Genomic DNA, 23,288 nt, shown 5'->3' on the forward strand with positions numbered 1-23,288 from the left:
GGGTTCCTCCGGGATCGTGCGCTCTCCGGGTCTCTTCGGCGCGCTTTTCCTGCGTCTCTTCGGGTGCGGCTCAGTCCCCGGGGGACTGGCTCGGCGCGGGCTCCAGGCCCTCGCCCTCGCCGACCGACCGGCTGTAGTCGTTGTGGACCCAGTCGTGCTGGGTGAACCTGTTGCCGGTCCAGCGGTACGTGATCACGTCCTCGCCCGAGGGGTACGCGACCGGGTCGCCCTTCGCGTACACCTGCTTGGTGACGATCAGGTCGCCCCGGTCGATCGTGGCGTACACCGCCGCGTCCTCGGCCGCGAAGACGTTCTCGTAGCCGTCGTTCCGGCTGCGGTAGACGTACGTGCCGATGCCGATGCCGTCCCCGCAGGTCATCACGTTGACGACGACGTCGGGGGCGGGCGCGTTCGTGAGGTTGCCGTAGGAGGCGTCCACCGGGTACGAGTCCGCCGCGCACGGCTTCAGGTCGTCCTTGAACCGCTCGCTGATCTTCGGATCGGCCTTGAGCAGGCGGATCGGGTCCACCCGCTCCGCCGACTGCGGGCCCGTGACGGCCGCCGCGGAGGGGGTGGGGGCGGCCGCGGCGATCCCGTCGCTGCGGGCCGCGCCCTCGTCGCGGGAGCCCGTGCCGCCGGTGGAGCAGGCGGCCAGGGAGAGGCCGACGGCGACGAGCCCGGCCGTCGCCGTGGCCCCCGCGACCCGGGCGGTACGCCGAGGGCGGCGGCGACCGGCGGGAAGCCGGTCACCGCCGCCGCGGAGGCCTTCGTCGGATCCGGAACCTCTGCCGGATCCGTCGTCGGGACGGTCGTCGGGTCCGTCGCCGTGTCCGGGGTCTCTGCCGGACGCGTCGTCGGGCCCGTCCTCTATGCCGCGCACCGCGCACGCCCCCCTTCGTCGCCTCGTACGGTCGTCCGCTCCCCGGCCCGCCCCAGGGCGCGGGCGTCGAGGTCGCGGCTCTCCAGCTCCTGCCGGAGCCGGGCGAGCGCGCGGTGGAGCGTGGACTTCACCGTACCGGTCGACATGCCGAGCGCCGCCGCCGTCTCCTCCGTGCTCATCTGTTCCCAGTGGCGCAGGACGACGACGCTGCGCTGCTTCGGCGCGAGCACCTTCAGGACGTCCATCAGGAGGGCCCGGTCAGCGTGCTGCTCGGTCGCGTCGGCCACGCTCGCGTCGGGAAGCTGCTCGGTCGGCACCTCCTCCAGCTTGCGCGAGCGCCACCACTCGGTCCGGGTGTTGATCATGACCCGGCGCAGGTAGGCGTCGGCGAGGGACTTGTCGGCGATGCCGTCCCAGCGGCCGTACGTACGGGCCAGGGCCGTCTGGAGGAGGTCCTGGGCGTCGACGGGGTCGGCCACGAGACGGCGCGCGCTGCGCAGCAGGGCGTCCTGCCGCGTGCGTACGTACTCCTCGAAGTCGAGCACCTCACCGTGCCTCATCCGAACCGCCTCCATCCCCGTGACCTGCTTGTTCCTCGTGTCGTGGACGACGCTACGGAGCGGTTGTCACGGGGCTGTGCGGGGCAGCCGTCGGTGGACGCACGGCTACCCATCGGTTGTGTAACAGCGGGGGAGGAAGGGGTTTCGGAGCCGGCCCGGCGGAAGAGGGGCGGGTCTCGGGGGAGGGGACGTCGGATCTCAGGGGAGAGGGGCGGCGGACCTCAAGGGAGGGGAGCGGCGGGCTTCAGGAGAGGGGCAGGCGGTAGAAGCCGCCGTCCAGGGGCTCGACGAGGCCGTCCGCGACCAGGCCGTCCAGGGCCCTGGCCCGCTGGACCGGCTCGTCCCAGACCGCGTCCAGGGCCTCGCGCGCCACCGGGTCCGCCGAGTCCCGCAGGACGGCGAGGAGCCGCCCCCGGACCTGCCGGTCGGTGCCCGCGTACGTCTGGCCGCGCCGCGGCGGGCCGTCGTGCGCCGGCTTCCCCGAGAGCCGCCAGGCGCACTGCCCGGAGATCGGGCACCGCCCGCAGTCCTCGTTCTTCGCCGTGCACACCAGGGCGCCCAGCTCCATGGAGGCGGCGGCCCAGCGGGAGGCCGTCTCCTCGTCCTCCGGCAGCAGGGCGCGGGCCAGCCGCCGCTCGGCGGCCGTGGTCGCGTTCGGCGGGTACTGGACGCCGGTCGCCGCACGGGCGAAGACCCGGCGCACGTTGGTGTCCAGGACGGCGTGCCGCTGCCCGTAGGCGAAGGAGGCCACCGCGGCGGCCGTGTACTCCCCGATGCCGGGCAGCGCGAGGAGCTGCGCGTGGTCGCTCGGCACGTCCCCGCCGTGCCGCTCCGTTATGGCCGTGGCCGCCGCGTGCAGCCGCAGCGCGCGGCGCGGGTAGCCGAGCCGGCCCCAGGCGCGGACCGCCTCGCCGGGGGCCTCGGCGGCCAGGTCGGCCGGGCGGGGCCAGCGCGCGAGCCACTGCTCGTACACCGGCAGGACCCGGACGACCGGGGTCTGCTGGAGCATGAACTCGCTCACCATGACCCCCCAGGCACCGGCCTCGGGGCGGCGCCAGGGCAGGTCACGGGCGTGCTGGTCGAACCAGGCGAGGACGGGCCGGTGCAGCTCGGCGGGGACGGCGGGCACTCCGGGGATCCCGGCGGCCCCGGCGGCTCCGGCGGCGGAGGACGTGTCGATGGAAGTCATGGCACCCACGATCCTGACACGGTTCCGGGGTGATCAGTGCGCGTCGTACGGCGCGTGCCGCCCCTGCCCGGGGTTCTCGTAGGGGGAGGCGGGGTCCCCGTACGGGGGAGCGGGGTTCCCGTACGGGGAGGGGGCGGGGTTCTCGTACGGGGGAGCGGGGTCTCCGTACGGGGAGGGGGCGCCGTACGGAGTGGCGGGCGCGGCACCGTAGGGGGCCGAGGGGTCGTGGGCGTACGGGGCCGAGGGGTCCTGGGCGGGCGCGGAGCCGTACGCGGGGGCGGAGCCGTACGGAGGGGCGGCGTCGTACGGAGGAGTGGCGTCGTACGCAGGAGCGGACCCGTACGGGGTGGCGGGAGCGGCGTCGTACGAAGGCGCGGACCCGTACGGGGAGGCGGGCCCCTGCGGGGGCGCGGGGTCGAACAGGGAGGGCTCGGCGGGGGCGGCGGCCGGGGCGGACGCACGGGGGCCCGGACCCGCGCACCACACCACCAGCGTGTTCCGGCTCGACCGGGCCGCCTCGACCAGGGACCGCACCGGACGCTCGGCGAACCGCATCACCAGGAAGGCGACCAGGGCGCCGAGGAGCAGGCCGGCGGTCACGTCGTGCGGGTAGTGGACACCGACGAAGACCCGGGAGAAGGCCATGAGCAGCGCCATCGGCACGGTGAAGCGGCCCAGCCCGCGCCAGGACAGGGCGAGCGCGATCGCGGCGGCGCCCGCGATGGCCGAGTGGTTGCTGGGGAAGGACCAGTCGCCGTAGGGCGGGCAGGTGACGAGCGGGGCGGGCGCTCCGGCGACCGCGCGGCACGGACGTTCCTCGTCGATCAGCGACTTCAGCGCCTCGCTCACCACGTAGCCGAAGGCGGTGGCGAGCGGGGCGAGCAGCGCGAGCGCCATCGCCCCGCCCGAACCGTCGCGGGAGCGCCACCAGCCGGCCACGAAGAGCACGCCGAAGAGCAGCAGTCCGGCCTCGGTCCAGACCTCGGCCAGGAGCTGGAACCAGTGCGGCGTGGCGTGGGCGAGGTCGGCGACGTCGAGATACAGACGGTCGGAGAGGTCGAGGAGGGTGTCCATGGGGAACGACGCTAACCGGAATCCGGAGCGCCTCGCCCCTGGCCGTCGGCCGGAGCGACCCCCGACGAAAGTGGGGGGCACCGATTCGCTCCGGTTGGCCCCGTTTTCACTCGTGGACCCGGAAAAAGTTCCCGGAAAGACGGATGTGATCATCGGCAAAACTTGAGGTCTCGGGCGGCGGGTGGGGCGGGAGTTGGGCCCGATCTCTCGTAAGGTTCGGGTCGTGGGATCTTTGCGCAATCCGGTCGGGCCGCTTCCCTCCACCATCTACTGGCGACGGAGGGCGGTGGCGGTGTGCCTGGTGGCACTCCTCGCCCTGCTCACCGTGTGGGCCGTGACGTCCGGCGGCGGGGGCGGCGGGAAGCCGAGCGACTCCGCCAACGGCTCGTCGCCCACCCCGCCCTCGATCACGCCCGGGCCCTCCGGGTCGGGTCCCGCGATCAGCCAACAGCCCGGTGGACGCGACGAGTCGGGCGAGGAGGACGGGGCCTCCGGCGGCAACGGCGGCACGGACTCCGGCGGCTCCGGCTCCGGCTCCGGTGGCGCGGACGCGGGTGCGGACGCCGGTACGGGCTCCGGGGGTTCGGGCTCCACCGGGAACTCCGGATCGGGCGACCCCGCCAAGAACGGTGACGGCGACGGGGCCGGCGGCGACGGCGGCGCGGGCACCGGCGCGGGCCGGCAGCTCCCGGCCGGCACGACGGTCCCCAACTGCCCCGCCGGATCGCTCCAGTTGACGCTCAGGTCCGTCAAGGTCACCTACGAGACGGGGGAGAGGCCCCGCTTCCAGCTCGTCGCGAAGAACACCTCGGACGTCGACTGCAAGGCCGACTTCGGCCCCCGCAACGCGGTCCTGACGATCAGCGACGCCAAGGACGACGAGGTCTGGTCCTCCGACCACTGCCCGCGTCCCGGCACCCCGCTCCTGCTGAGCCTGCCCGCGGGCGCGACCGTCACCCACACCGTGGAGTGGGACCGCGGGCGCAGCGCCCCGCGGTGTGCCACCGCCCCGGCGGGCCCGGCCGGCCCCGGCACCTATCTGGTGGAGGCCGCGATGCCGGGCGTGAAGATCCTCCCGGCCGCGTTCACGCTCGCCAAGGACTGAGGGCCCGCCGGGCCCCGCCGCTCAGACGTACCGCTCCAGGATCGAGGACTCCGCGAGCCGGGACAGGCCCTCGCGGACGCTGCGGGCGCGGGCCTCGCCGACGCCGTCGACGGCCTGGAGGTCGTCGACGCTGGCCGCGAGGAGCTTCTGCAGCCCGCCGAAGTGCTCCACGAGCCGCTCGATGATCGCGCCCGGCAGCCGCGGCACCTTCGCGAGGAGCCGGTAGCCGCGCGGCGAGACGGCCGAGTCGAGGGTCTCGGGCGAGCCGCTGTAGCCGAGCGCCCGTGCCACGACGGGGAGTTCGAGCAGCTCGGTGTGGGTGAGCGCGTCCAGTTCGGTGAGCGCCTCCGCGACCGTCCGCGAGCGCTTGGCCGTCGGCTCCGGCACGTAGTCCCGGATCACCAGCTCGCGCTCCGGCTCCACGCCCGCGATCAGCTCGTCGAGCTGGAGCGAGAGCAGGCGCCCGTCGGTGCCGAGCTCGACCACGTACTCGGCGATCTCGGTGGCGATCCTGCGGACCATCTCCAGGCGCTGCGCGACGGCGGTGACGTCCCGGACCGTGACCAGGTCCTCGATCTCCAGGGCGGAGAGCGTGCCCGCCACCTCGTCGAGCCGGAGCTTGTACCGCTCCAGGGTCGCGAGCGCCTGGTTGGCGCGGGACAGGATCGCGGCCGACTCCTCCAGGACCCGGCGCTCGCCGTGCACGTACAGCGCGATCAGGCGCATCGACTGGGAGACGGAGACGACCGGGAAGTTGCACTGCTTGGAGACCCGGTCCGCGGTGCGGTGGCGGGTGCCGGTCTCCTCGGTGGGGATGGAGGCGTCCGGGACGAGCTGCACGCCCGCCCGGTGGATCTTGGTGATGTCCTTGTCGAGGACGAGCGCGCCGTCGAGCTTGCACAGCTCGCGCAGGCGGGTGGCGGTGAACTCGACGTCCAGCACGAAGCCGCCGGTGCACATCGAATCGACCGCCTTGTCCAGGCCGAGCACGATGAGCCCGCCCGTGTTCCCCCGGAGGATCCGCTCCAGGCCGTCGCGCAGGGCGGTGCCCGGCGCGACCGCGCTCAGGGCGGCGCGCATCAGCGCTTCACTGCCGGAGCCCGCGCCGGATTTCCCAGGAGCTGCTGCCCCGTCCTTGGCTGCCACTGCACTCCTCCGGCTCGTACGGATGGGCGAGACCAGGGCAAAGTCTAGCGACACCACCCCGCCGCCCTCCGCCCCCGACCGAACGCGGGTGGTGCGAAAGGGGTCCCCACCCGGGGCCGGAACCAACCCTTCCCCACCCCGAAACCCTTGTCGCACACCGCACCCGGCCCTTACCGCAGGCTTTGCCGGATCCTTGCCGGGGACATGGCCGGACCCTGGTCGGGAGCTCTGCGCCGCCCGCGTCGGAGGCCCTGGTGGGGTCCTGGCCCCGCCCGCGTCGGAGGCCCTGGTGGAGGCCCGGCCCGGTCCGCCCCTCCCTATCCCTCCGCGCCCTCCGGCGCCTTCGCGCGCCGCCCGCGGGGCAGGACCCGCAGCGCGTCGCCCATGTCCGCGACCTCCGTCACCCGCATGCCCGGCGGCACCTTCCCCGGGTCCGTCGGGACCAGCGCGTGCGTGAAGCCGAGCCGGTGCGCCTCCGCGAGGCGCCGCTGCACGCCCGTCACCCGCCGGACCTCGCCCGCGAGCCCGACCTCCCCGATCGCCACCAGGTTCTTCGGCAGCGGGGTGTCGCTCGCCGCGGAGGCGAGCGCGAGCGCGATCGCCAGGTCGGCGGCCGGCTCGGAGAGCTTCACTCCGCCCACGGTCGCGCTGTAGATGTCCCGCTTGCCGAGCGCGCTGATCCGGCCGCGCTGCTCCAGGACCGCCAGCATCATCGAGACCCGGGAGGTCTCCAGACCGGAGACGGTCCGGCGCGGGGAGGGGATCTGGGAGTCCACCGTCAGCGACTGCACCTCGGCGACGAGCGGCCGGCGGCCCTCCAGGGTGACCGTCAGGCAGGTGCCCGGCACGGCCACGTCGCGCCGGGTCAGGAAGAGCCCCGACGGGTCGGCGAGACCCGTGATCCCCTCGTCGTGCAGCTCGAAGCAGCCGACCTCGTCGGTCGCCCCGTACCGGTTTTTCACGCCCCGCACCAGCCGCAGGCGCGCGTGCCGGTCGCCCTCGAAGCTCAGCACCACGTCGACCAGGTGCTCCAGGAGCCGGGGGCCCGCGATGGCCCCGTCCTTGGTGACGTGGCCGACCAGGAGCGTGGACATCCCGCGCTCCTTGGAGGCCCGGATCAGCGCGCCCGCGACCTCGCGGACCTGCGCCATGCCGCCGGGCGCGCCGTCGATCTCGGGCGAGGCGATCGTCTGCACCGAGTCCAGGATCAGCAGCGAGGGCTTCACCGCGTCCAGGTGCCCGAGGACCGCCGACAGGTCGGTCTCCGCCGCCAGGTACAGGTGGTCGTCGATCGCGCCGATCCGGTCGGCGCGCAGCCGGACCTGGCTCGCGGACTCCTCGCCCGTGACGTACAGCGTGCGGTGCTCGTCGCTCGCCGCCTTCGCCGCCACGTCGAGCAGCAGCGTCGACTTGCCGACGCCCGGCTCGCCCGCGAGCAGCACCACGGCGCCGGGCACGAGCCCCCCGCCGAGGACCCGGTCCAGTTCGTCGACGCCGGTCGAGCGGGCGGTCGCCTGCCGGCCGTCGACCTGGCCGATCGGCAGGGCGGCGGTGGAGACCCGGCCCGCGGCGGTCGTCCGGACGGCGGGCGCGCCGTACTCCTCCACCGTCCCCCAGGCCTGGCACTCGGGGCAGCGGCCGAGCCACTTGGCCGTCTGCCAGCCGCACTCGGTGCAGCGGTAGGACGGTCGCTCCTTGGCGGATTTCGTACGGGCAGCCATGCGCCCCACCGTAGCCGCCGCCACCGACAACGGGCCCCGGCCCCGCGAACCGGGGTCCGAAGCCCGCACGGCCCGTCCACGGGACGCCGGATTCCTGTCCTCTTTCGAGCGATACCTTCACCCGTAGGGATGAGAAGTGCGCGACCGGTACGAAGAATGCCCCTGGTCCTGCCTACGGTCGCCCAGTGACGAGCAGCAGGCTGGAAACCCCCGCACGCACCACCGGCGCACACCGGGCGCACCGCACCACGGACCAGGGACCGCGCACGCTCGGCCGGCGGCCCCCCGCCCACTACGAGTCCGCCCTCGACGGCCTCTTCACGTACTGCCTCTCCGTGCTCTGCGACCACGACACGGCCACCGCCGTCCTCGGCGACGTCCTCGCCGTGGCCGAGCGCCACCGGGGCCGCTGCCCCTCCGACGAGGACGGGCGCACCGCCTGGCTGTACGCCCTCGCCCGCTGGGCCTGTCTGCGCACCCTCGGCGAGCAGCGCCGCAAGCGCCAGGGCGCCCACACCGGCCGCCCCGCCGTCACTCCGCCCGAGCCGCCCCGGGTCTCCGCCGAGACCGCCGAGCGGCACCGCGCCGAACTCGCCCTCCTCGCCTGGCCCGAGGCGGCCGGCACCACGCCCGGGCAGCGCGAGGCCTTGGAGCTCGCCGTGCGGCACGGCCTCAACCACCGCCAGGTCGCCGCCGTCCTCTCCCTCGACCCGCTCGCCGCCCGCGAGCTCCTCGCCACCGCCAACTGCGAGGTCGAGCGCACCCGGGCCGCCCTCGCCGTCGTCGAGACCGGGAGCTGCCCCACCGTCGCCCGGCTCACCGGCGACCACCGGGTGCTCCTCTCGGCCACCCTGCGCGCCGAGCTCGTCCGGCACGTCGACGACTGCCCCCGCTGCCGCCGCGCCGCCGAGCGCGTGGGCGCCGCGGGGCCCTGGCCCGGCGCCGGCTCCCCGCCCCCGGACCGGCTGCCGCTCGTCGAGGCACCCCGGGCCGCCGCGTACATGGCGATGCTGCACGTGCCCCGCGCGCGTGCCGGCGCCCCCCGCTTCGCGCCCACCGGCTTCCCCATGGACCCCAAGGACCACACGGCCCGCCGCGACCGGATGCGGGCCCGCGCGGTGACCACCACCGTCGTCGCGGCCGTCGTCGCCGCCCCCGTCCTCGCCCTGTGGACCACCTACCGGGGCACCACCGAGACCACCGCGCACGACGGGGGACGGGTCAGCGCGCGCGAGACGGACGACGAGGCCGGCCCGGACGGGCGCCCGTACGACCGGTACGAGAACGCGGGCAACGCCCGCGCCACCCCCGAGCCCCGCTTCACCCGGGGCAGCCGCTCCCCCGACGTCTCCGTCGAGGTGGTCAGCCCCGGCGGCCCCACCGGCTCCGGAGCCCCCTCGAAGCCCGGCGAATCCGCCCCCGGCTGGGTCACGGTCACCGCGCGAGGCCACGGCGACCTGACCCTCCTGACGCTCACCGCCGCCGGGGACGCGCCCGTCGAGTGGTCGCTGTGGACGGACGCGCCCTGGATCTACGTGAGCCGCGCCACCGGCGCGCTCCGCCCCGGCGAGCAGGTCACGATCGCGGTCCGCGTCGACCACGCGCGCGAGCCCGCGGGCGCGTGGAGCGCCCGGGTCGGGGTGAACCCCTCGGGCGCGGTGGTGCGCATCACCGGAGCCGGCCCGGCCGGGCCGAAGGAGGTCTTCCGGCCGGCCCCGAACGTCCCCCGCCCGCCGAAGCCGACGCCGCCCCCGCCGGGCACGACCGATCCCACCACGCCCCCCACGACCCCTCCGCCGACGACCGAACCGCCGACCACCCCGCCCCCGACGACGGAGGAACCGCCCACGACCCCGCCGCCCACGACGGAGGAGCCGACCACCCCGCCGCCCACCACGGAGGAGCCCCCGCCGCCGACCACGGACCCGGGCACGACCCCGCCGCCGACGGCGGAGGAGCCGCCCCCGTCCTCTTGAGGACCCCGAGGACCCCGAGGGCCCCGGGAACCCTCAGACCCGCGGGTCCGCCGGGTGCGGGGCCACCAGCGGCAACTGCGAGGCGAGCCGGGCCTCGCACAGGCCGGCCAGCACCTCGTACGCCTCCTCGCCCATCATCTCGGTGAGCTCGGGCCGGTACGTGACGTAGACCGGCTCACCGGCGCCGTGCGCCGAGGTGGCCGAGGTGCACCACCAGTGCAGGTCGTGACCGCCCGGGCCCCAGCCCCGGCGGTCGTACTCCCCGATCGACACCTGGAGGACCCGGGTGTCGTCGGGCCGGTCGATCCAGTCGTACGTCCGGCGCACCGGCAACTGCCAGCACACGTCCGGCTTGGTCTCCAGCGGCTCCCGGCCCTCCTTCAGGGCCAGGATGTGCAGCGAGCAGCCCATGCCGCCCGCGAACCCGGGACGGTTCTGGAAGATGCAGGAGCCCTCCCAGCGGCGGGTCTGCCGGTCGCCGTCCTCGTCGAGCTGCGTCCAGCCCGTCTCCGTGCCGACGTCGTGGAACTGCCACAGCTCCGGCGTGAGCCGGGCCACGTGCTCCGCGACCCGCTTCTCGTCGTCCTCGTCGGAGAAGTGCGCGCCCAGCGTGCAGCAGCCGTCGTCGGCCCGGCCCGCCTGGATGCCCTGGCAGCCGCTCCCGAAGACGCACGTCCACCGCGAGGTCAGCCAGGTCAGGTCGCAGCGGAAGACCTGCTCCTCGTCGGCCGGATCGGGAAACTCGACCCACGCGCGCGCGAAGTCCAGGCCCTTCTCGTCCGGCACCACGTCCTCGGCCCGCTTCCCGGCGCCCCTGGCCGCCTTGGCGGCCCTCACGTTCGCAGGAACGGCGCTGTCTTTGTCCTGCTTCGCCTTTTTCGTCTTTGGCACGCTCTCCAGCGTATGCGGCGCGCGCAGTAGCGTTCCGCCCATGAGACTCGGAGTCCTCGACGTCGGTTCGAACACGGTGCACCTCCTGGTGGTGGACGCGCACCCCGGCGCCCGCCCCCTGCCCGCCCACTCCCACAAGGCGGAACTGCGCCTCGCCGAACTCCTCGACGAGCGGGGCGCCATCGCCCCCGACGGCGTCGAGCGGCTCGTCGCGACCGTCCGGGACGCGCTCCACGCCGCCGAGGACAAGGGCTGCGAGGAGGTGCTGCCGTTCGCGACCTCCGCCGTGCGGGAGGCCGTCAACGCCGACGCCGTCCTGGCCCGGGTCAAGGACGAGACCGGCATCGACCTCCAGGTCCTCACCGGCGAGGAGGAGGCCCGGCTGACCTTCCTCGCCGCCCGCCGCTGGTTCGGCTGGTCCGCTGGCAAGCTGCTCCTCCTCGACATCGGCGGCGGCTCCCTCGAAGTCGCGTACGGCATCGACGAGGACCCCGACACGGCCGTCTCCCTGCCGCTGGGCGCGGGCCGCCTCACCGCCGGCTGGCTGCCGGGCGACCCGGCCGACAGCGCCGACGTGAAGGCGCTGCGCCGCCACGTGCGCGCGCAGATCGCCCGTACGGTCGGCGAGTTCAGCCGCGCCGGGCGCCCCGACCACGTCGTCGCCACCTCCAAGACCTTCAAGCAGTTGGCCAGGATCGCCGGGGCGCCCGGCTCCAGCGAGGGCCTCCACGTCCAGCGGACCCTGAGCCGCAGGTCCCTGGAGGAGTGGGTGCCGCGCCTGGCCGGGATGACCGTCGTCGAGCGCGCGGCCCTGCCGGGCGTCTCGGAGGGCCGCGCCGCCCAGCTCCTCGCGGGCGCGCTCGTCGCGGAGGGCGCGATGGACCTCCTCGGCGTCGAGGAGCTGGAGATCTGCCCCTGGGCCCTGCGCGAGGGCGTCATCCTGCGCCGCCTGGACCACCTGCCGGAGGAGTGAGGCCGGGGGTACGCCCCCGCTCCCGCCGCCCCGGGCCGGAACCGGACCGGCCGGAACCGGTGTGGCCGGAACCACCCTCCGGTCCCGCGGCCCGCCCCGTACGCTGTCTGCGTGGCAGATCCAGTGGTGCGCGTCCCGGATGCGAAGGTCGCCCTGTCGACGGCCTCGGTCTATCCGGAGTCGACGGCGACGGCCTTCGAGGTCGCCGCGCGCCTCGGCTACGACGGCGTCGAGGTCATGGTGTGGACCGACCCCGTCAGCCAGGACGTCGAGGCCCTGCGCCGGCTCTCGGACCACCACGGGGTGCCGATCCTGGCCGTCCACGCCCCCTGCCTCCTCATCACCCAGCGCGTCTGGTCCACCGACCCGTGGGTCAAGCTCCGGCGGGCCCGGGCGGCGGCCGAGAAGCTCGGCGCGTCCACGGTCGTCGTGCACCCGCCGTTCCGCTGGCAGCGCCAGTACGCCCGGGACTTCGTGAGCGGCATCTGGCGGATGGCGGACGAGACCGACGTCCGGTTCGCCGTCGAGAACATGTACCCCTGGCGGTACAAGGACCGCGAGATGCTCGCGTACGCCCCCGAGTGGGACGTCACCAAGGACGACTACCGGCACTTCACCGTCGACCTCTCGCACACCGCGACCGCCCGCACCGACGCCCTCGCCATGATCGACCGCATGGGCGACCGGCTCGGCCACGTCCACCTCGCCGACGGCCGGGGCTCCGCCAAGGACGAGCACCTGGTCCCGGGGCGCGGCACCCAGCCCTGCGCCGAGGTCCTGGAGCGGCTCGCGGTCACCGGCTTCGACGGGCACGTCGTCATCGAGGTCAACACCCGCCGCGCGATGTCCGCCGCCGAGCGCGAGGCGGACCTCGCGGAGGCCCTCGCCTTCACCCGGCTCCACCTCGCCTCCGCCGCCGGCCGCCCCTCCCGGGCCCCGCGCCCGTGACGGGACCGGAGCACCGGTGACCGCGCCCGGACGGGGCCCCGGGGCCGGACAGGGGTCCGAGGCCGCACCCGGACAGGGCTCCGAGGCCGGACGGGGCCCGGCGGACCCCGCCCCCCGCCGCCGCGGCCGCCCCTCCCGCACCGCCGAGGAGAGCGGGCCGGGCGCGCGCGAACGCATCCTGGCGGCGGCCCGCGCCCAGTTCGCCGAGCGCGGCTACGACAAGGCCTCGGTGCGCGGCATCGCCCGCGCGGCCGGGGTGGACCCGGCCCTCGTGCACCACTACTTCGGGTCGAAGGACGAGGTCTTCGCCGCCGCCGTCGAGGTCTCCTTCGAGCCCGCGACCGTCGTCCCGGCGATCGTCTCCGGTCCCCGCGACGGCATCGGCGAGCGCCTCGCCCGCTTCTTCATCGGCGTCTGGGAGAACCCGGCCAGCCGCGCTCCGCTCCTCGCGATCGTGCGCTCCGCGCTGACCCACGAGGCGGCGGCCGCGGTCCTGCGGACCTTCGTGCTGCGGCGGCTCCTGGAGCGGATCGCCGCCGAGCTCGACGTACCGGACCCGAAGCTCCGCGCGGAGCTGGCCGCCTCCCACATGATCGGGATCGCGATCCTGCGGTACGTGATCCGGGTCGAGCCGCTGGCCTCCGCCGACCCGGAGGAGATCGTCGCCCAGGTGGCCCCGACCCTCCAGCGCTACCTGACCGAGAGCTGACGGGGAGTCGAACCGGATCAGTCGAGCCGGACACCTGACCGAAAGCTGAACATCCCGTCCGGCATGCGGACGAGCTGTCCAGATCTTGGTCCGGCGGCGTACGCTCGAAGGCAAGCACACCCGTCACGAGGAGCGAGCGACGATGCCCGAGCTGAGGTCCCGCACTGTCACCCACGGCCGCAACATGGCGGGCGCACGCGCCCTTATGCGCGCCTCCGGTGTACCCGGCGCGGACATCGGCCGGAAGCCGATCATCGCGGTCGCCAACTCCTTCACGGAGTTCGTCCCCGGCCACACCCACCTCCAGCCGGTCGGCCGGATCGTCTCCGAGGCCATCACGGCCGCCGGGGCCATCCCCCGCGAGTTCAACACGATCGCGGTCGACGACGGCATCGCGATGGGCCACGGCGGCATGCTCTACAGCCTGCCCTCCCGCGACCTGATCGCGGACAGCGTGGAGTACATGGTCGAGGCGCACTGCGCCGACGCCCTGATCTGCATCTCCAACTGCGACAAGATCACCCCCGGCATGCTGATGGCCGCCCTGCGCCTGAACATCCCGACGGTCTTCGTCTCCGGCGGCCCCATGGAGTCCGGCCGCGCCACCCTCGTCGACGGCACGGTCCGCACGCTCGACCTGGTCGACGCGATCTCCGACGCCGTGAACCCGAAGATCTCGGACGAGGACATCCTCCGCATCGAGGAGAACGCCTGCCCGACCTGCGGCTCGTGTTCCGGCATGTTCACCGCCAACTCGATGAACTGCCTGACCGAGGCCATCGGCCTCTCCCTCCCCGGCAACGGCTCGGTGCTCGCCACCCACACCGCCCGGCGCGCCCTCTACGAGAACGCCGCCCGCACGGTCGTCGACATCACCCGCCGGTACTACGACGAGGACGACGACTCCGTCCTGCCCCGCTCGATCGCGACCCGCGCCGCCTTCGAGAACGCCATGGCCCTCGACATCGCCATGGGCGGCTCCACCAACACGATCCTGCACCTGCTCGCCGCCGCCCAGGAGGCCGAGCTGGACTACGGCCTGACCGACATGAACGAGGTCTCGCGCCGCGTCCCCTGCCTGGCCAAGGTCGCCCCGAACGTCGCCAAGGACCGCACGTACTACATGGAGGACGTGCACCGCGCCGGCGGCATCCCCGCCATCCTCGGCGAGCTCTACCGCGCGGGCCTGCTCAACGAGGACGTCCACTCCGTCCACTCCCGCTCCATCAAGGAGTGGCTGGACGCCTGGGACGTGCGCGGCGGCTCCCCGACCGAGGAGGCCGTCGAGCTGTGGCACGCGGCCCCGGGCTGCGTCCGCTCCGCGACCGCCTTCTCCCAGTCCGAGCGCTGGGACACCCTCGACACGGACGCGGCGAACGGCTGCATCCGGGACGCGGAGCACGCGTACTCGAAGGACGGCGGCCTCGCGGTCCTGCGCGGCAACCTCGCCGTCGACGGCTGCGTCGTGAAGACGGCCGGCGTCGACGAGTCGATCTGGACCTTCGAGGGCCCGGCCGTCGTCTGCGAGTCGCAGGAGGAGGCCGTCGAGAAGATCCTCAACAAGCGGGTCAAGGACGGCGACGTGGTCGTCATCCGCTACGAGGGCCCCAAGGGCGGCCCCGGCATGCAGGAGATGCTCTACCCGACCTCCTTCCTCAAGGGCCGGGGCCTGGGCAAGACCTGCGCCCTGATCACCGACGGGCGCTTCTCCGGCGGCACCTCGGGCCTCTCCATCGGCCACGCGTCCCCGGAGGCGGCCTCGGGCGGCACGATCGCCCTCGTCGAGGACGGCGACCGCATCCGCATCGACATCCCGAACCGCTCGATCGACCTCCTCGTCGGCGAGGACGTCCTCGCCGCCCGCCGCGAGGCCCTCGGCGGGGCGTACGCGCCGAAGAACCGCGAGCGCAAGGTCTCGGCGGCGCTGCGGGCGTACGCGGCGATGGCGACGAGCGCCGACAAGGGCGCGGTCCGCGACGTGACGAAGCTGGGCTGAGCCCGGCGGGACGCACGTGAGGGGGCCCGGGGCCCGTCCGAAGCCCCGGGCCCCCTCACGCGTGCGCGTACGGCGGTCTTGCGGAGTGCTCGCGGCGGGTCTTAAGGCGGTCTTGCGGAGGTCCTGCGAGGACCCGCCGGGCGTTCACCAGGACGCCGGGTCGCGCGCGTCCACCGCGAACACCGAACCGTCCGGCGCCGTCCCGAACACCCGGCCCCCGGCGACCAGCGGCTCGGGCACCAGGGGCGCGTAGGCGAGCCGCCCGTCCGCGATGCGGGGCCGGGTCTGGCCGACGAGCGCCCCGCGCGCGGTGTCCACGGCGAGCAGCCGCCCGTCCTGGACGGAGAAGTAGAGGCGGTCGCCGGGACCGAGGACCGGCGCGGAGACGTTCCCCGCGGCCGTCTCCATGTCCCACAGCACCCGCCCCTCCCCGGCGGCGGTGTCGAAGGCGGTCACGTGCCCGTCCGCGTCGAGCAGGTACACGACGCTCCCGCGCACGACCGCGCCCCGGAGGTCGAACCGGTGCGGCAGGGCCAGCCTGCGCACGGAACCGGTCCCTCCCGCGCCGGGGCCGAGCAGGACGAGCGCGTCCGTCTGCGTGCCCTGGTGGAGGGAGCCGAGGACGAGGGACCCGTCCCCGGTGCGCCCCAGCGGATCGAGGTCGCCCTCCAGGTCCCGCCGCCACACCACCTCACCGGTCGCGGGCCGGACCGCGCCCACGCGCGTGCGTGCCCCGTCGGGCGCGCCCTCGAAGACCGTGAGCAGACCGGAGGCGGCGTCGTACGGACCCGTGCGCGGCGCCCCGAAACCGGTCAGGCCGTGCCGCCACAGCTCCTCGCCGCCCCGGCCGTCGACGGCCCGGACGCCACCGGTCCCGTCGGTCAGGACGACGGCGGACCCGGCCGGGCGGTACAGCTCGGGACGGTCGGACCGGGCGCTCCAGACCGGGGCGCCGTCCCCGGCCGCGTGCGCCCGCAGCGGGCCCGTCGGGGCGGCGGCGCCGACCCGGCCGCCCGCCAGGAGCACGGGCGCGCGCGGCGCCTCCCCCTCGACGGTCCCGGTCCGCGACCACAGGACCTTCCCCGTCACGGGGTCGAGCCGGGCCAGGCCGACGCCCCGGGCCGCGCAGTACAGCGCGTCCCCGCCGCCGGCGCAGGCGGGAGCCGCCTTCGGGCCCCGCTCCTGGAGCCCGGTGTGCCAGCCCGCGAAGGCGGTGGCCACCTCGTCCGGATGCGGCGGCGCGGCCGGGTGCCCCTCGTGCGCGGGGCCCAGCGCCGCGTACAGACCGGCCCCGGCGAGCGCGAGCGCGGCGACGACGGCGATCGTCGGACGCGGCCGGATCCGCCCGCCGAACCGTCCGCCGGTCCGCCCGCCGAGGCGGTGGCCCCGGCGGGCCGGGGCCGGGGCGGAGGCCCGTACCGGCGTGTCCGCGTCCCACGCGGGCGCGTGGCCCGGCTCACCGCCGTGCCCGCCGCCGTCCTCGTACCCGCTCCCGACACCGTCCCCGCCGCCCGGCAGCGCGGGCCGCCGCCGCTGCGCCGGTATGAACGCCTCCGCCGCGTACGAGGGCGGCTGAAGCGCCCGCATGATCTGGGCCGGGGTCGGCCGCTCCACGGGCTCCTTGGCGAGGCAGCGCGCGACGAGCGGCGCCAGCTCCCCGGGCACGCCCGTCAGGTCGGGCTCGTCGTGGACGACCTGGTACGCCACGACGTACGGGCTGTCGGAGTCGAACGGGCCGTGCCCGGTCGCCGCGTGCACCAGGATCGAGCCGAGCGCGAAGACGTCCGCCGCGGGCCCGACCTCGCGCGGCCGCTGGAACTGCTCGGGCGCCATGAACGGCGGCGAGCCGATCAGCTTGCCCGTCTCGGTGTGCAGGTCGCTGTCGACGGGCCGGGAGATGCCGAAGTCGATGACCTTGGGGCCGGTGTCGGTGAGCAGGACGTTGCTGGGCTTGAGGTCCCGGTGCACGACCCCGGCCCGGTGGATGTCGCGCAGCGCCTCCGCGAGCCCGGCGGTCAGCCGGCGCAGCTCGGCGGGGGACAGCGGACCGTTCCGCTTCACCTGGTCGGCGAGGGTGGGGCCGGGGACGTAGAGGGTCGCCATCCAGGGGCGCACGGCGTCGGGGTCGGCGTCGACGACCGGGGCGGTGAAGGCCCCGCTGACCCGGCGGGCGGCCGCGACCTCCTGGCGGAAACGGGCCCTGAACTCGGGGTCCTCCGCGTACCGTCCGTGCACGACCTTGACCGCGAGCCGCAGCCCCGAGGCCGAGGAGGCGAGGTGCACGACGCCCATGCCCCCCGCGCCCAGACGTGCCTGGAGACGGTAGTCGCCCGCGTACTCGGGCCCCTCCGCTTCCCGGCCGGCACCGGTCCCGCGCAACGGTGGCACCGCCCACCCCCGTGTGATTCCCCGTCACCTCGCGCCCGCGTGCGCGACGCGACGAGCCTAGTCGATGGCACCTCCGATGTGGGTGGGGCTTGCTAGCCTGCGCGTCGCGGAGAGTGAGTCTCGGCGGAGCGCTTTTGCGCCATGGGGGGAGAACACGATGGACACGACGGGCATGACGGACGTGACCGGAGCGACGGACACCACAAGCACCACGAGCATGGGCACGGACACGAGCGGCATCGCGGCGGAGGGCCGGGCCGTGGCGGTGACGGCGGCGAACGCCACCCGCTACCCGGTCGCCCCGGGCTACCGCCTCAACGTGCGTTCGGGCCCGGGCACCCAGTACCCGCTCGTCCGCTCCCTGCCCCTGAACGCCACGGTGGCGATCTCCTGCCAGAAGTACGGCGAGACGGTCACCGGCCCGTACGGCACGACGAACATCTGGGACAGCATCGCCCCGGGGGAGTACGTCTCCGACTCCTACGTGCACACGGGCAGCGACGGCCTCGTGGCACCGCGCTGCGCCTGACCTGCCCGGACGCCGTCCGGGGATAATCGACCCCGTGAGCGACGACGAGCAGACCCCGCGTACGGCAGACGGCGCGACGGACGACGCGGCCGCCGGCAGGACCGGCGGCCCCACCGGCGGACCCCGCCCCGAGGAGATCCGTTTCTTCGGCACGACCTGGGTCGACCACACCGGCCACTACGCGCTGCGCCGCGCCGGCCTGGCCGTCGGCGCGCTCGCCGCCGCCGTCGCGGCCTGCCTCGTGCTGCGCTTCGCCTTCCAGGGGCTCCGGATCGCGAACACGGGCGGCATCGTCAACGGCCTGGTCGTCGTCATGTTCGCGGTCTGCAGCGCCATCGCCTGCCGCAAGACCTGGGAGGGCTTCCGGCGCCGCCCGGACGACCCGGCCCGCGAGGACTCCCTGCGCAGCCTCAAGGCGATCGGCTTCATCGGCTCGCTCCTCGCCTACAGCGCCCGCTGCCTGACCGAGGCGCCCGGCGAGAAGCTCCACCGCGCCGAGTACGAGGCGGCCCTCGCCCGGTACGAGAAGCGCCGCGGCTCCCGCACGGGCAACCCGGCCGCCCGCAAGAAGCCCAAGCGCGGCAAGTAACCCGCCACCCCACGGAGGCTTGACGGCCGGCACCCCCAGGCGCACTATTCATCACATGGTGAATTACTCGACGGGCGCCGACGGAGACGCGGACACGGCCGCGAGCCGGGGCCGGAACGACACCGACACCACCGCCCCCGCGGCGATCACCGCCCGCGCCCTCACCGCCGTCCGCGGCGACCGCACCGTCCTGCGCGGCCTCGACTTCACCGTCCCGGCCGGCCGCATCACCGGCCTCCTCGGCCCCTCCGGCTGCGGCAAGACCACCCTCATGCGCGCGATCGTCGGCACCCAGGCCGAGGTCGGCGGCACCCTCACCGTCCTCGGCCGCCCCGCCGGCGCCCCGGCCCTGCGCCCCCGCATCGGCTACGTCACCCAGGCCCCGTCCGTCTACGACGACCTCACCGTCCGCCAGAACCTCGACTACTTCGCCGCCGTCCTCCTCCCCGGCCGCGCCCACCGCCACGAACGCCGCGCCGCCGTCGACCGGGCCGTCGCCGACGTCGACCTCACCGCCCACGCCGGCTCCCTCGCCGGCCGGCTCTCCGGCGGCCAGCGCAGCCGGGTCTCCCTCGCCGTCGCCCTCCTCGGCGCCCCCGAACTCCTCGTCCTCGACGAACCCACCGTCGGCCTCGACCCCGTCCTCCGCCGCGACCTGTGGGACCTCTTCCACCGCGTCGCCGCCGACCGCGGCACCACGCTCCTCGTCTCCTCCCACGTCATGGACGAGGCCGAGCGCTGCCACCGGCTCCTCCTGATGCGCGAGGGCGAGATCCTCGCCGAGGACACCCCCGAGGCCCTCCGCCGCCGCAACGACACCCCCACCGTCGAAGAGGCCTTCCTCCACCTCGTCGACGCGGCCGCGGCCCGGGAGCGACAGCGCCCCGGAACCGCCCACGACAAGCAGCACCAGGACCAGGACCAGACCCAGGAGCCCCGGCCATGAGCAGCGCCCGCACCCTCGCCACCGCCGCCCGCGTCCTGCGCCAGTTGCGCCACGACCCGCGCTCGATCGCCCTCATGCTCCTCGTGCCGTGCGTGATGCTCTTCCTGCTCCGGTACGTCTTCGACGGGAGCCCCGGCACCTTCGACACCATCGGCGCCTCGCTCCTCGGCATCTTCCCGCTCATCACGATGTTCCTGGTGACCTCCATCGCCACCCTGCGCGAACGCACCTCCGGCACCCTGGAACGCCTGCTCGCCCTCCCCCTCGGCAAGGGCGACCTCATCGCCGGCTACGCCCTCGCCTTCGGACTCCTCGCCGTCGTCCAGTCCGCCCTCGCCACCGGCCTCGCCCTCCGGTTCCTCGGCCTCGACGTCGTCGGCTCCCCCTGGCTCCTGCTCCTGGTGGCCCTCCTCGACGCCCTGCTCGGCACCGCCCTCGGCCTCTTCGTCTCCGCCTTCGCCGCGTCCGAGTTCCAGGCCGTCCAGTTCATGCCGGCCGTGATCTTCCCCCAGCTCCTCCTCTGCGGCCTGTTCACCCCGCGCGACCGCATGGCCCCCGCCCTCGAAGCCGTCTCGAACGTCCTGCCCATGTCGTACGCCGTCGACGGCATGAACGAGGTCCTCCGCCACCCCGAGGCCACCGGTGCCTTCGTCCGCGACGTCCTCGTCGTCGCCGGCTGCGCCCTCCTCGTCCTCGCCCTCGGCGCCGCCACCCTCCGCCGCCGCACGGCCTGACCGGCCGTGACCGCCCCTCGGACACCCACCGCACCACCACGGCCCCGGTGCGAGGATGACGGCACGACGTACCCCCTCCGGCGAGGTGAACAGAGCCATGACCCAGACCGTCGCAGTCCTCGGCACCGGCAAGATCGGTGAAGCGCTCCTCAGCGGCATGATCCGCGCCGGCTGGCGCCCCGCGAACCTCCTGGTCACCGCCCGCCGCGCCGAGCGCGCCGAGGAGCTCCGCACCCGCTACGGCGTCGAGACCGTCACCAACGCCGAGGCCGCCAAGCGCGCCGACACCCTCATCCTGGCCGTCAAGCCCCAGGACATGGGCCGCCTCCTCGACGAGCTCGCCCCGCACGTCACCGCCGACCGCCTCCTCATCAGCGCGGCGGCGGGCATCCCCACCTCGTTCATCGAGGAGCGCCTCACCGCCGGCACCCCCGTCGTCCGCGTCATGCCGAACACCCCCGTCCTCGTCGACGAGGGCATGTCCGTCATCTCGGCCGGCAGCCACGCCACCCCCGACCACCTCGCCCACACCGAGGAGATCTTCGGCGGCGTCGGCAAGACCCTCCGCGTCCCCGAGTCCCAGCAGGACGCCGCCACCGCCCTCTCCGGCTCCGGCCCCGCGTACTTCTACTTCCTCGTCGAGGCCATGACCGACGCCGGCATCCTCCTCGGCCTGCCCCGCGCCCAGGCCCACGACCTCATCGTCCAGGCCGCCATCGGCGCCGCCGTGATGCTCCGCGACAGCGGCGAGCACCCGGTCAAGCTCCGCGAGGCCGTCACCTCCCCGGCCGGCACCACCATCAGCGCCATCCGCGAACTGGAGAACCACGGCGTACGGGCCGCCCTCATCGCCGCCCTCGAAGCGGCCCGCGACCGCAGCCGCGAGCTCGCCTCCGGCAACGGCTGACCGCCCGCGCCGCCCCCGCCGGGGTCACCGGACCCCGGCGTCCCCGGCGGAGGCCCCCCGCACCACGTCCTCCGTGGCCACCACCCGCGCGAAGCGGCCCCCGTGAAGGGAGACCGCCGTCGCCCGCGTCAACTCATCGGCGCTCGCCGTCCAGCCGTACGGCCCCTCCAGGTCGAAGGTGTGCATCGCGTCCAGCGGGAACACCACGTCGTACCCGAGGTTCCCGCCCATCCGGGCCGTCGTCTCGTTGCACATGTTCGTCTGGATCCCGACGACCACGATCTGCCCGACGCCCCGCCCCCGCAGCCACGCGTCCAGGGACGGCTCCCCGTAGAAGGCGGAGTTCACGGACTTCACCACGAGCAGCTCGGGCCCGGAGCCCTTCCCCCGCCGCTCCTCCACGAAGTCCTTGAAGTCGTTCCCCCCGTGCCCCGCCCGCAGCGGCGAACGCGACCCCTCCGCCGAGTCGTGCCGCACGAGGACGACGGGCCGCCCGGTCGCCTGCCACAGATCGAGCAGCACGGCGATGTTCCGCTCCGCATCCGGATTGTTCCGCTTCCCCCAGTACTCCTCCTCGAAGCCCTTCTGTACGTCGACGACGACGAGCGCTGCGTTCTCCGCGATCTCCATGCCGACGATCCTTCCGCCGCCGGGCCCCCGGTCCCAGAGGGCCGCATGCCACCGACCGATGGTTTACTGCCAACCATGGCGCCGCCCCCGGAAACCCGCCCCCAGCGCATCGCGCTCCTCGTCTTCCCGGGCGTCCGCGCCTTCGACGTCTCCGTCATCACCGAGGTCTGGGACAGCGACCGCACCCTCCGGGGCGTCCCCCCGTTCGCCCTCCACCGGGCGGCCGCGGACCCGCACACCCCGGTACGCCTCCGGGGCGGCCTCACCCTGACTCCCGACCGCCCCCTGACCTGGCTCGACGACCTCACCCCCACGGACCTCGTCATCGTCCCGGGCATCGAGGACCCGGGCGCCGACGTCCCGCCCCCGGTCCTCGACGCCCTCCGCCGCGCCCACACCGCCGGCATCCCGGTCGCCTCCCTCTGCGCGGGCGCCTTCGTCCTGGCCCGCGCCGGACTCCTCGACGGCCGCCGCGCGGTCACCCACTGGCACCTGGCCCGCACCCTCGCCGCCCGCCACCCGGCGGTACGGGTCGAACCCGACGCCCTCTTCGTCGAGGACTCCGGCGTCTGGACCTCGGCCGGCACCGCGGCGGGCATCGACCTCTGCCTCCACCTGGTCCGTACGGCCCACGGCGCCGAAGCGGCGGCGACCGTGGCCCGCTCCATGGTCACGGCCCCCTTCCGTACGGGGACCCAGGCCCAGTTCATCGAGCGCCCGACGCCCCGCGCCGACCGCGACGCCGACGCCCTCGCCGCCGTACGCACTCACGCCCTGGCCCACCTCTCCGCACCCCACACGGTCGCGAGCCTGGCCGCCGTCGCCGGAATGTCCCCCCGCTCCTTCGCCCGCCACTTCCGGGCCACCACCGGCACCACCCCCCTGCACTGGCTCATCACCCAGCGCGTGGCCGCCGCCCAGAAGCTCCTGGAGCGCACCGACCACCCCCTCCCCGAGGTGGCCCGCCGCGCCGGCTTCGGCAGCGAGGTCACCATGCGCCAGCACTTCGCCGCCCACCTCTCCACCAGCCCCCGCGCCTACCGCAACGCCTTCCGCCACCGGGCCCCGGGCCAGGCTTGACACGTCCTCCCCGGCTCCGTAGTGTTCTCCGAGTTGTCCGACGTGAGCACCGACCCCGGTCGGCCCCGGACAGCCATTCCGCAAGATCCTCAGAAGCCGACAGCGCTTTGCCGTGCCGTCGTTCTTTCCGTGCGTTTTTGCGAAATGAGGAATCCGCGTTCGAAGGTTTGAGCGCAGGCCCCCGATTAGCGTCGGAGGCGGGGAATCCGCTAAAGTCTCACTCGTCGGAACGGCCCAACAGCCGGAAAGACAACTCCCGCTGACCGGGAATCAGACGCCGAAAGGATCTGATAGAGTCGGAACCGCCGGAAGGGCCC

20 protein-coding genes and 1 pseudogene are annotated in these 23,288 nt (G+C 74.7%); 12 read left to right on the top strand and 9 right to left on the bottom strand.

Annotated elements, in window-relative coordinates; all coding sequences use genetic code 11:
- Nucleotides 1-70: 70 nt before the first annotated feature.
- The 4 genes and pseudogenes from ACFYNX_RS21755 to ACFYNX_RS21770 all read right to left on the bottom strand — a co-directional run.
- Nucleotides 71-880, bottom strand: a complete 810-nt coding sequence (locus ACFYNX_RS21755) for a hypothetical protein (RefSeq protein WP_388663359.1) — start codon at nucleotides 878-880, stop codon at nucleotides 71-73.
- Nucleotides 868-1,440, bottom strand: coding sequence for a SigE family RNA polymerase sigma factor (locus tag ACFYNX_RS21760; protein ID WP_125667475.1), 573 nt, complete (start codon nucleotides 1,438-1,440; stop codon nucleotides 868-870). The genes ACFYNX_RS21755 and ACFYNX_RS21760 overlap by 13 nt, the downstream gene beginning before the upstream one ends.
- Before the next feature lie 244 nt (nucleotides 1,441-1,684).
- The gene (locus ACFYNX_RS21765) at nucleotides 1,685-2,629 is read right to left on the bottom strand and encodes an A/G-specific adenine glycosylase (RefSeq protein WP_365539056.1); all 945 of its coding nucleotides are present in this window, start codon (nucleotides 2,627-2,629) and stop codon (nucleotides 1,685-1,687) included.
- A 450-nt stretch (nucleotides 2,630-3,079) separates the two neighbouring features.
- Nucleotides 3,080-3,703: pseudogene (locus ACFYNX_RS21770) on the bottom strand (phosphatase PAP2 family protein); the annotation flags it as partial.
- Nucleotides 3,704-3,926: 223 nt separating this feature from the next.
- Between ACFYNX_RS21770 and ACFYNX_RS21775 the strand changes: the two are divergent.
- Nucleotides 3,927-4,808, top strand: a complete 882-nt coding sequence (locus ACFYNX_RS21775; protein ID WP_388663361.1) for a hypothetical protein — start codon at nucleotides 3,927-3,929, stop codon at nucleotides 4,806-4,808.
- A 21-nt stretch (nucleotides 4,809-4,829) separates the two neighbouring features.
- Here the strand turns inward: ACFYNX_RS21775 and disA are convergent, their stop codons facing one another.
- On the bottom strand, nucleotides 4,830-5,954 hold the full coding sequence (gene disA, locus ACFYNX_RS21780) for a DNA integrity scanning diadenylate cyclase DisA (RefSeq protein ID WP_121832335.1): 1,125 nt from the start codon (nucleotides 5,952-5,954) through the stop codon (nucleotides 4,830-4,832).
- Nucleotides 5,955-6,271: 317 nt separating this feature from the next.
- Nucleotides 6,272-7,675: a DNA repair protein RadA gene (radA, locus tag ACFYNX_RS21785; RefSeq protein ID WP_125668453.1), complete on the bottom strand. Its 1,404-nt coding sequence runs from the start codon at nucleotides 7,673-7,675 to the stop codon at nucleotides 6,272-6,274.
- Nucleotides 7,676-7,860: 185 nt separating this feature from the next.
- Between radA and ACFYNX_RS21790 the strand changes: the two genes are divergently transcribed.
- A complete protein-coding gene (locus ACFYNX_RS21790; protein WP_388663364.1) occupies nucleotides 7,861-9,651 on the top strand; it encodes a hypothetical protein in 1,791 nt (596 codons plus the stop codon).
- 33 nt (nucleotides 9,652-9,684) lie between these two features.
- On the opposite strand, the gene ACFYNX_RS21795 is transcribed toward ACFYNX_RS21790, so the two are convergent.
- On the bottom strand, nucleotides 9,685-10,542 hold the full coding sequence (locus ACFYNX_RS21795) for a hypothetical protein (protein WP_388663366.1): 858 nt from the start codon (nucleotides 10,540-10,542) through the stop codon (nucleotides 9,685-9,687).
- Between the two features lie 40 nt (nucleotides 10,543-10,582).
- On the opposite strand from ACFYNX_RS21795, the gene ACFYNX_RS21800 reads away from it, so the two are divergent.
- The 4 genes from ACFYNX_RS21800 (at nucleotide 10,583) to ilvD (ending at nucleotide 15,168) form a co-directional block, all read left to right on the top strand.
- Nucleotides 10,583-11,515: a Ppx/GppA phosphatase family protein gene (locus ACFYNX_RS21800; protein WP_365539046.1), complete on the top strand. Its 933-nt coding sequence runs from the start codon at nucleotides 10,583-10,585 to the stop codon at nucleotides 11,513-11,515.
- A gap of 111 nt (nucleotides 11,516-11,626) precedes the next feature.
- On the top strand, nucleotides 11,627-12,463 hold the full coding sequence (locus ACFYNX_RS21805; RefSeq protein WP_388663368.1) for a sugar phosphate isomerase/epimerase family protein: 837 nt from the start codon (nucleotides 11,627-11,629) through the stop codon (nucleotides 12,461-12,463).
- A gap of 16 nt (nucleotides 12,464-12,479) precedes the next feature.
- Nucleotides 12,480-13,172 (top strand): TetR family transcriptional regulator, encoded by a 693-nt coding sequence (locus ACFYNX_RS21810; protein ID WP_388663370.1) that lies wholly within the window; start codon nucleotides 12,480-12,482, stop codon nucleotides 13,170-13,172.
- Nucleotides 13,173-13,314: 142 nt separating this feature from the next.
- Nucleotides 13,315-15,168, top strand: a complete 1,854-nt coding sequence (ilvD, locus tag ACFYNX_RS21815; RefSeq protein WP_388663372.1) for a dihydroxy-acid dehydratase — start codon at nucleotides 13,315-13,317, stop codon at nucleotides 15,166-15,168.
- Nucleotides 15,169-15,312: 144 nt separating this feature from the next.
- Here ilvD and ACFYNX_RS21820 read toward each other — a convergent pair whose 3' ends face one another.
- Nucleotides 15,313-17,556, bottom strand: coding sequence for a PQQ-binding-like beta-propeller repeat protein (locus ACFYNX_RS21820; RefSeq protein WP_388663374.1), 2,244 nt, complete (start codon nucleotides 17,554-17,556; stop codon nucleotides 15,313-15,315).
- A 217-nt stretch (nucleotides 17,557-17,773) separates the two neighbouring features.
- Between ACFYNX_RS21820 and ACFYNX_RS21825 the strand changes: the two genes are divergently transcribed.
- The 5 genes from ACFYNX_RS21825 to proC all read left to right on the top strand — a co-directional run bounded on the left by ACFYNX_RS21825 (nucleotide 17,774) and on the right by proC (nucleotide 21,261).
- The gene (locus ACFYNX_RS21825) at nucleotides 17,774-18,085 is read left to right on the top strand and encodes a peptidase (RefSeq protein ID WP_365539793.1); all 312 of its coding nucleotides are present in this window, start codon (nucleotides 17,774-17,776) and stop codon (nucleotides 18,083-18,085) included.
- Nucleotides 18,086-18,119: 34 nt separating this feature from the next.
- A complete protein-coding gene (locus ACFYNX_RS21830; RefSeq protein WP_388663376.1) occupies nucleotides 18,120-18,674 on the top strand; it encodes a hypothetical protein in 555 nt (184 codons plus the stop codon).
- A gap of 55 nt (nucleotides 18,675-18,729) precedes the next feature.
- Nucleotides 18,730-19,620, top strand: a complete 891-nt coding sequence (locus ACFYNX_RS21835) for an ABC transporter ATP-binding protein (RefSeq protein WP_388663378.1) — start codon at nucleotides 18,730-18,732, stop codon at nucleotides 19,618-19,620.
- Nucleotides 19,617-20,354 carry an ABC transporter permease gene (locus ACFYNX_RS21840; protein ID WP_388663380.1) on the top strand — a complete coding sequence of 246 codons (738 nt, stop codon included), beginning with the start codon at nucleotides 19,617-19,619 and terminating at the stop codon, nucleotides 20,352-20,354. The genes ACFYNX_RS21835 and ACFYNX_RS21840 overlap by 4 nt, the downstream gene beginning before the upstream one ends.
- 97 nt (nucleotides 20,355-20,451) lie before the next feature.
- Complete coding sequence (gene proC, locus ACFYNX_RS21845; RefSeq protein WP_125666562.1) at nucleotides 20,452-21,261, top strand: pyrroline-5-carboxylate reductase; 810 nt, start codon at nucleotides 20,452-20,454, stop codon at nucleotides 21,259-21,261.
- Nucleotides 21,262-21,285: 24 nt separating this feature from the next.
- Here proC and ACFYNX_RS21850 read toward each other — a convergent pair whose 3' ends face one another.
- Complete coding sequence (locus ACFYNX_RS21850) at nucleotides 21,286-21,891, bottom strand: cysteine hydrolase family protein (RefSeq protein WP_365539030.1); 606 nt, start codon at nucleotides 21,889-21,891, stop codon at nucleotides 21,286-21,288.
- A gap of 75 nt (nucleotides 21,892-21,966) precedes the next feature.
- Here ACFYNX_RS21850 and ACFYNX_RS21855 point away from each other — a divergent pair, with 75 nt between their 5' ends.
- Nucleotides 21,967-22,971, top strand: a complete 1,005-nt coding sequence (locus ACFYNX_RS21855; RefSeq protein WP_388663382.1) for a GlxA family transcriptional regulator — start codon at nucleotides 21,967-21,969, stop codon at nucleotides 22,969-22,971.
- The last annotated feature ends 317 nt before the right edge of the window (nucleotides 22,972-23,288 follow it).

Source organism: Streptomyces sp. NPDC007872 (assembly GCF_042868165.1).
GTDB lineage: Bacteria > Actinomycetota > Actinomycetes > Streptomycetales > Streptomycetaceae > Streptomyces.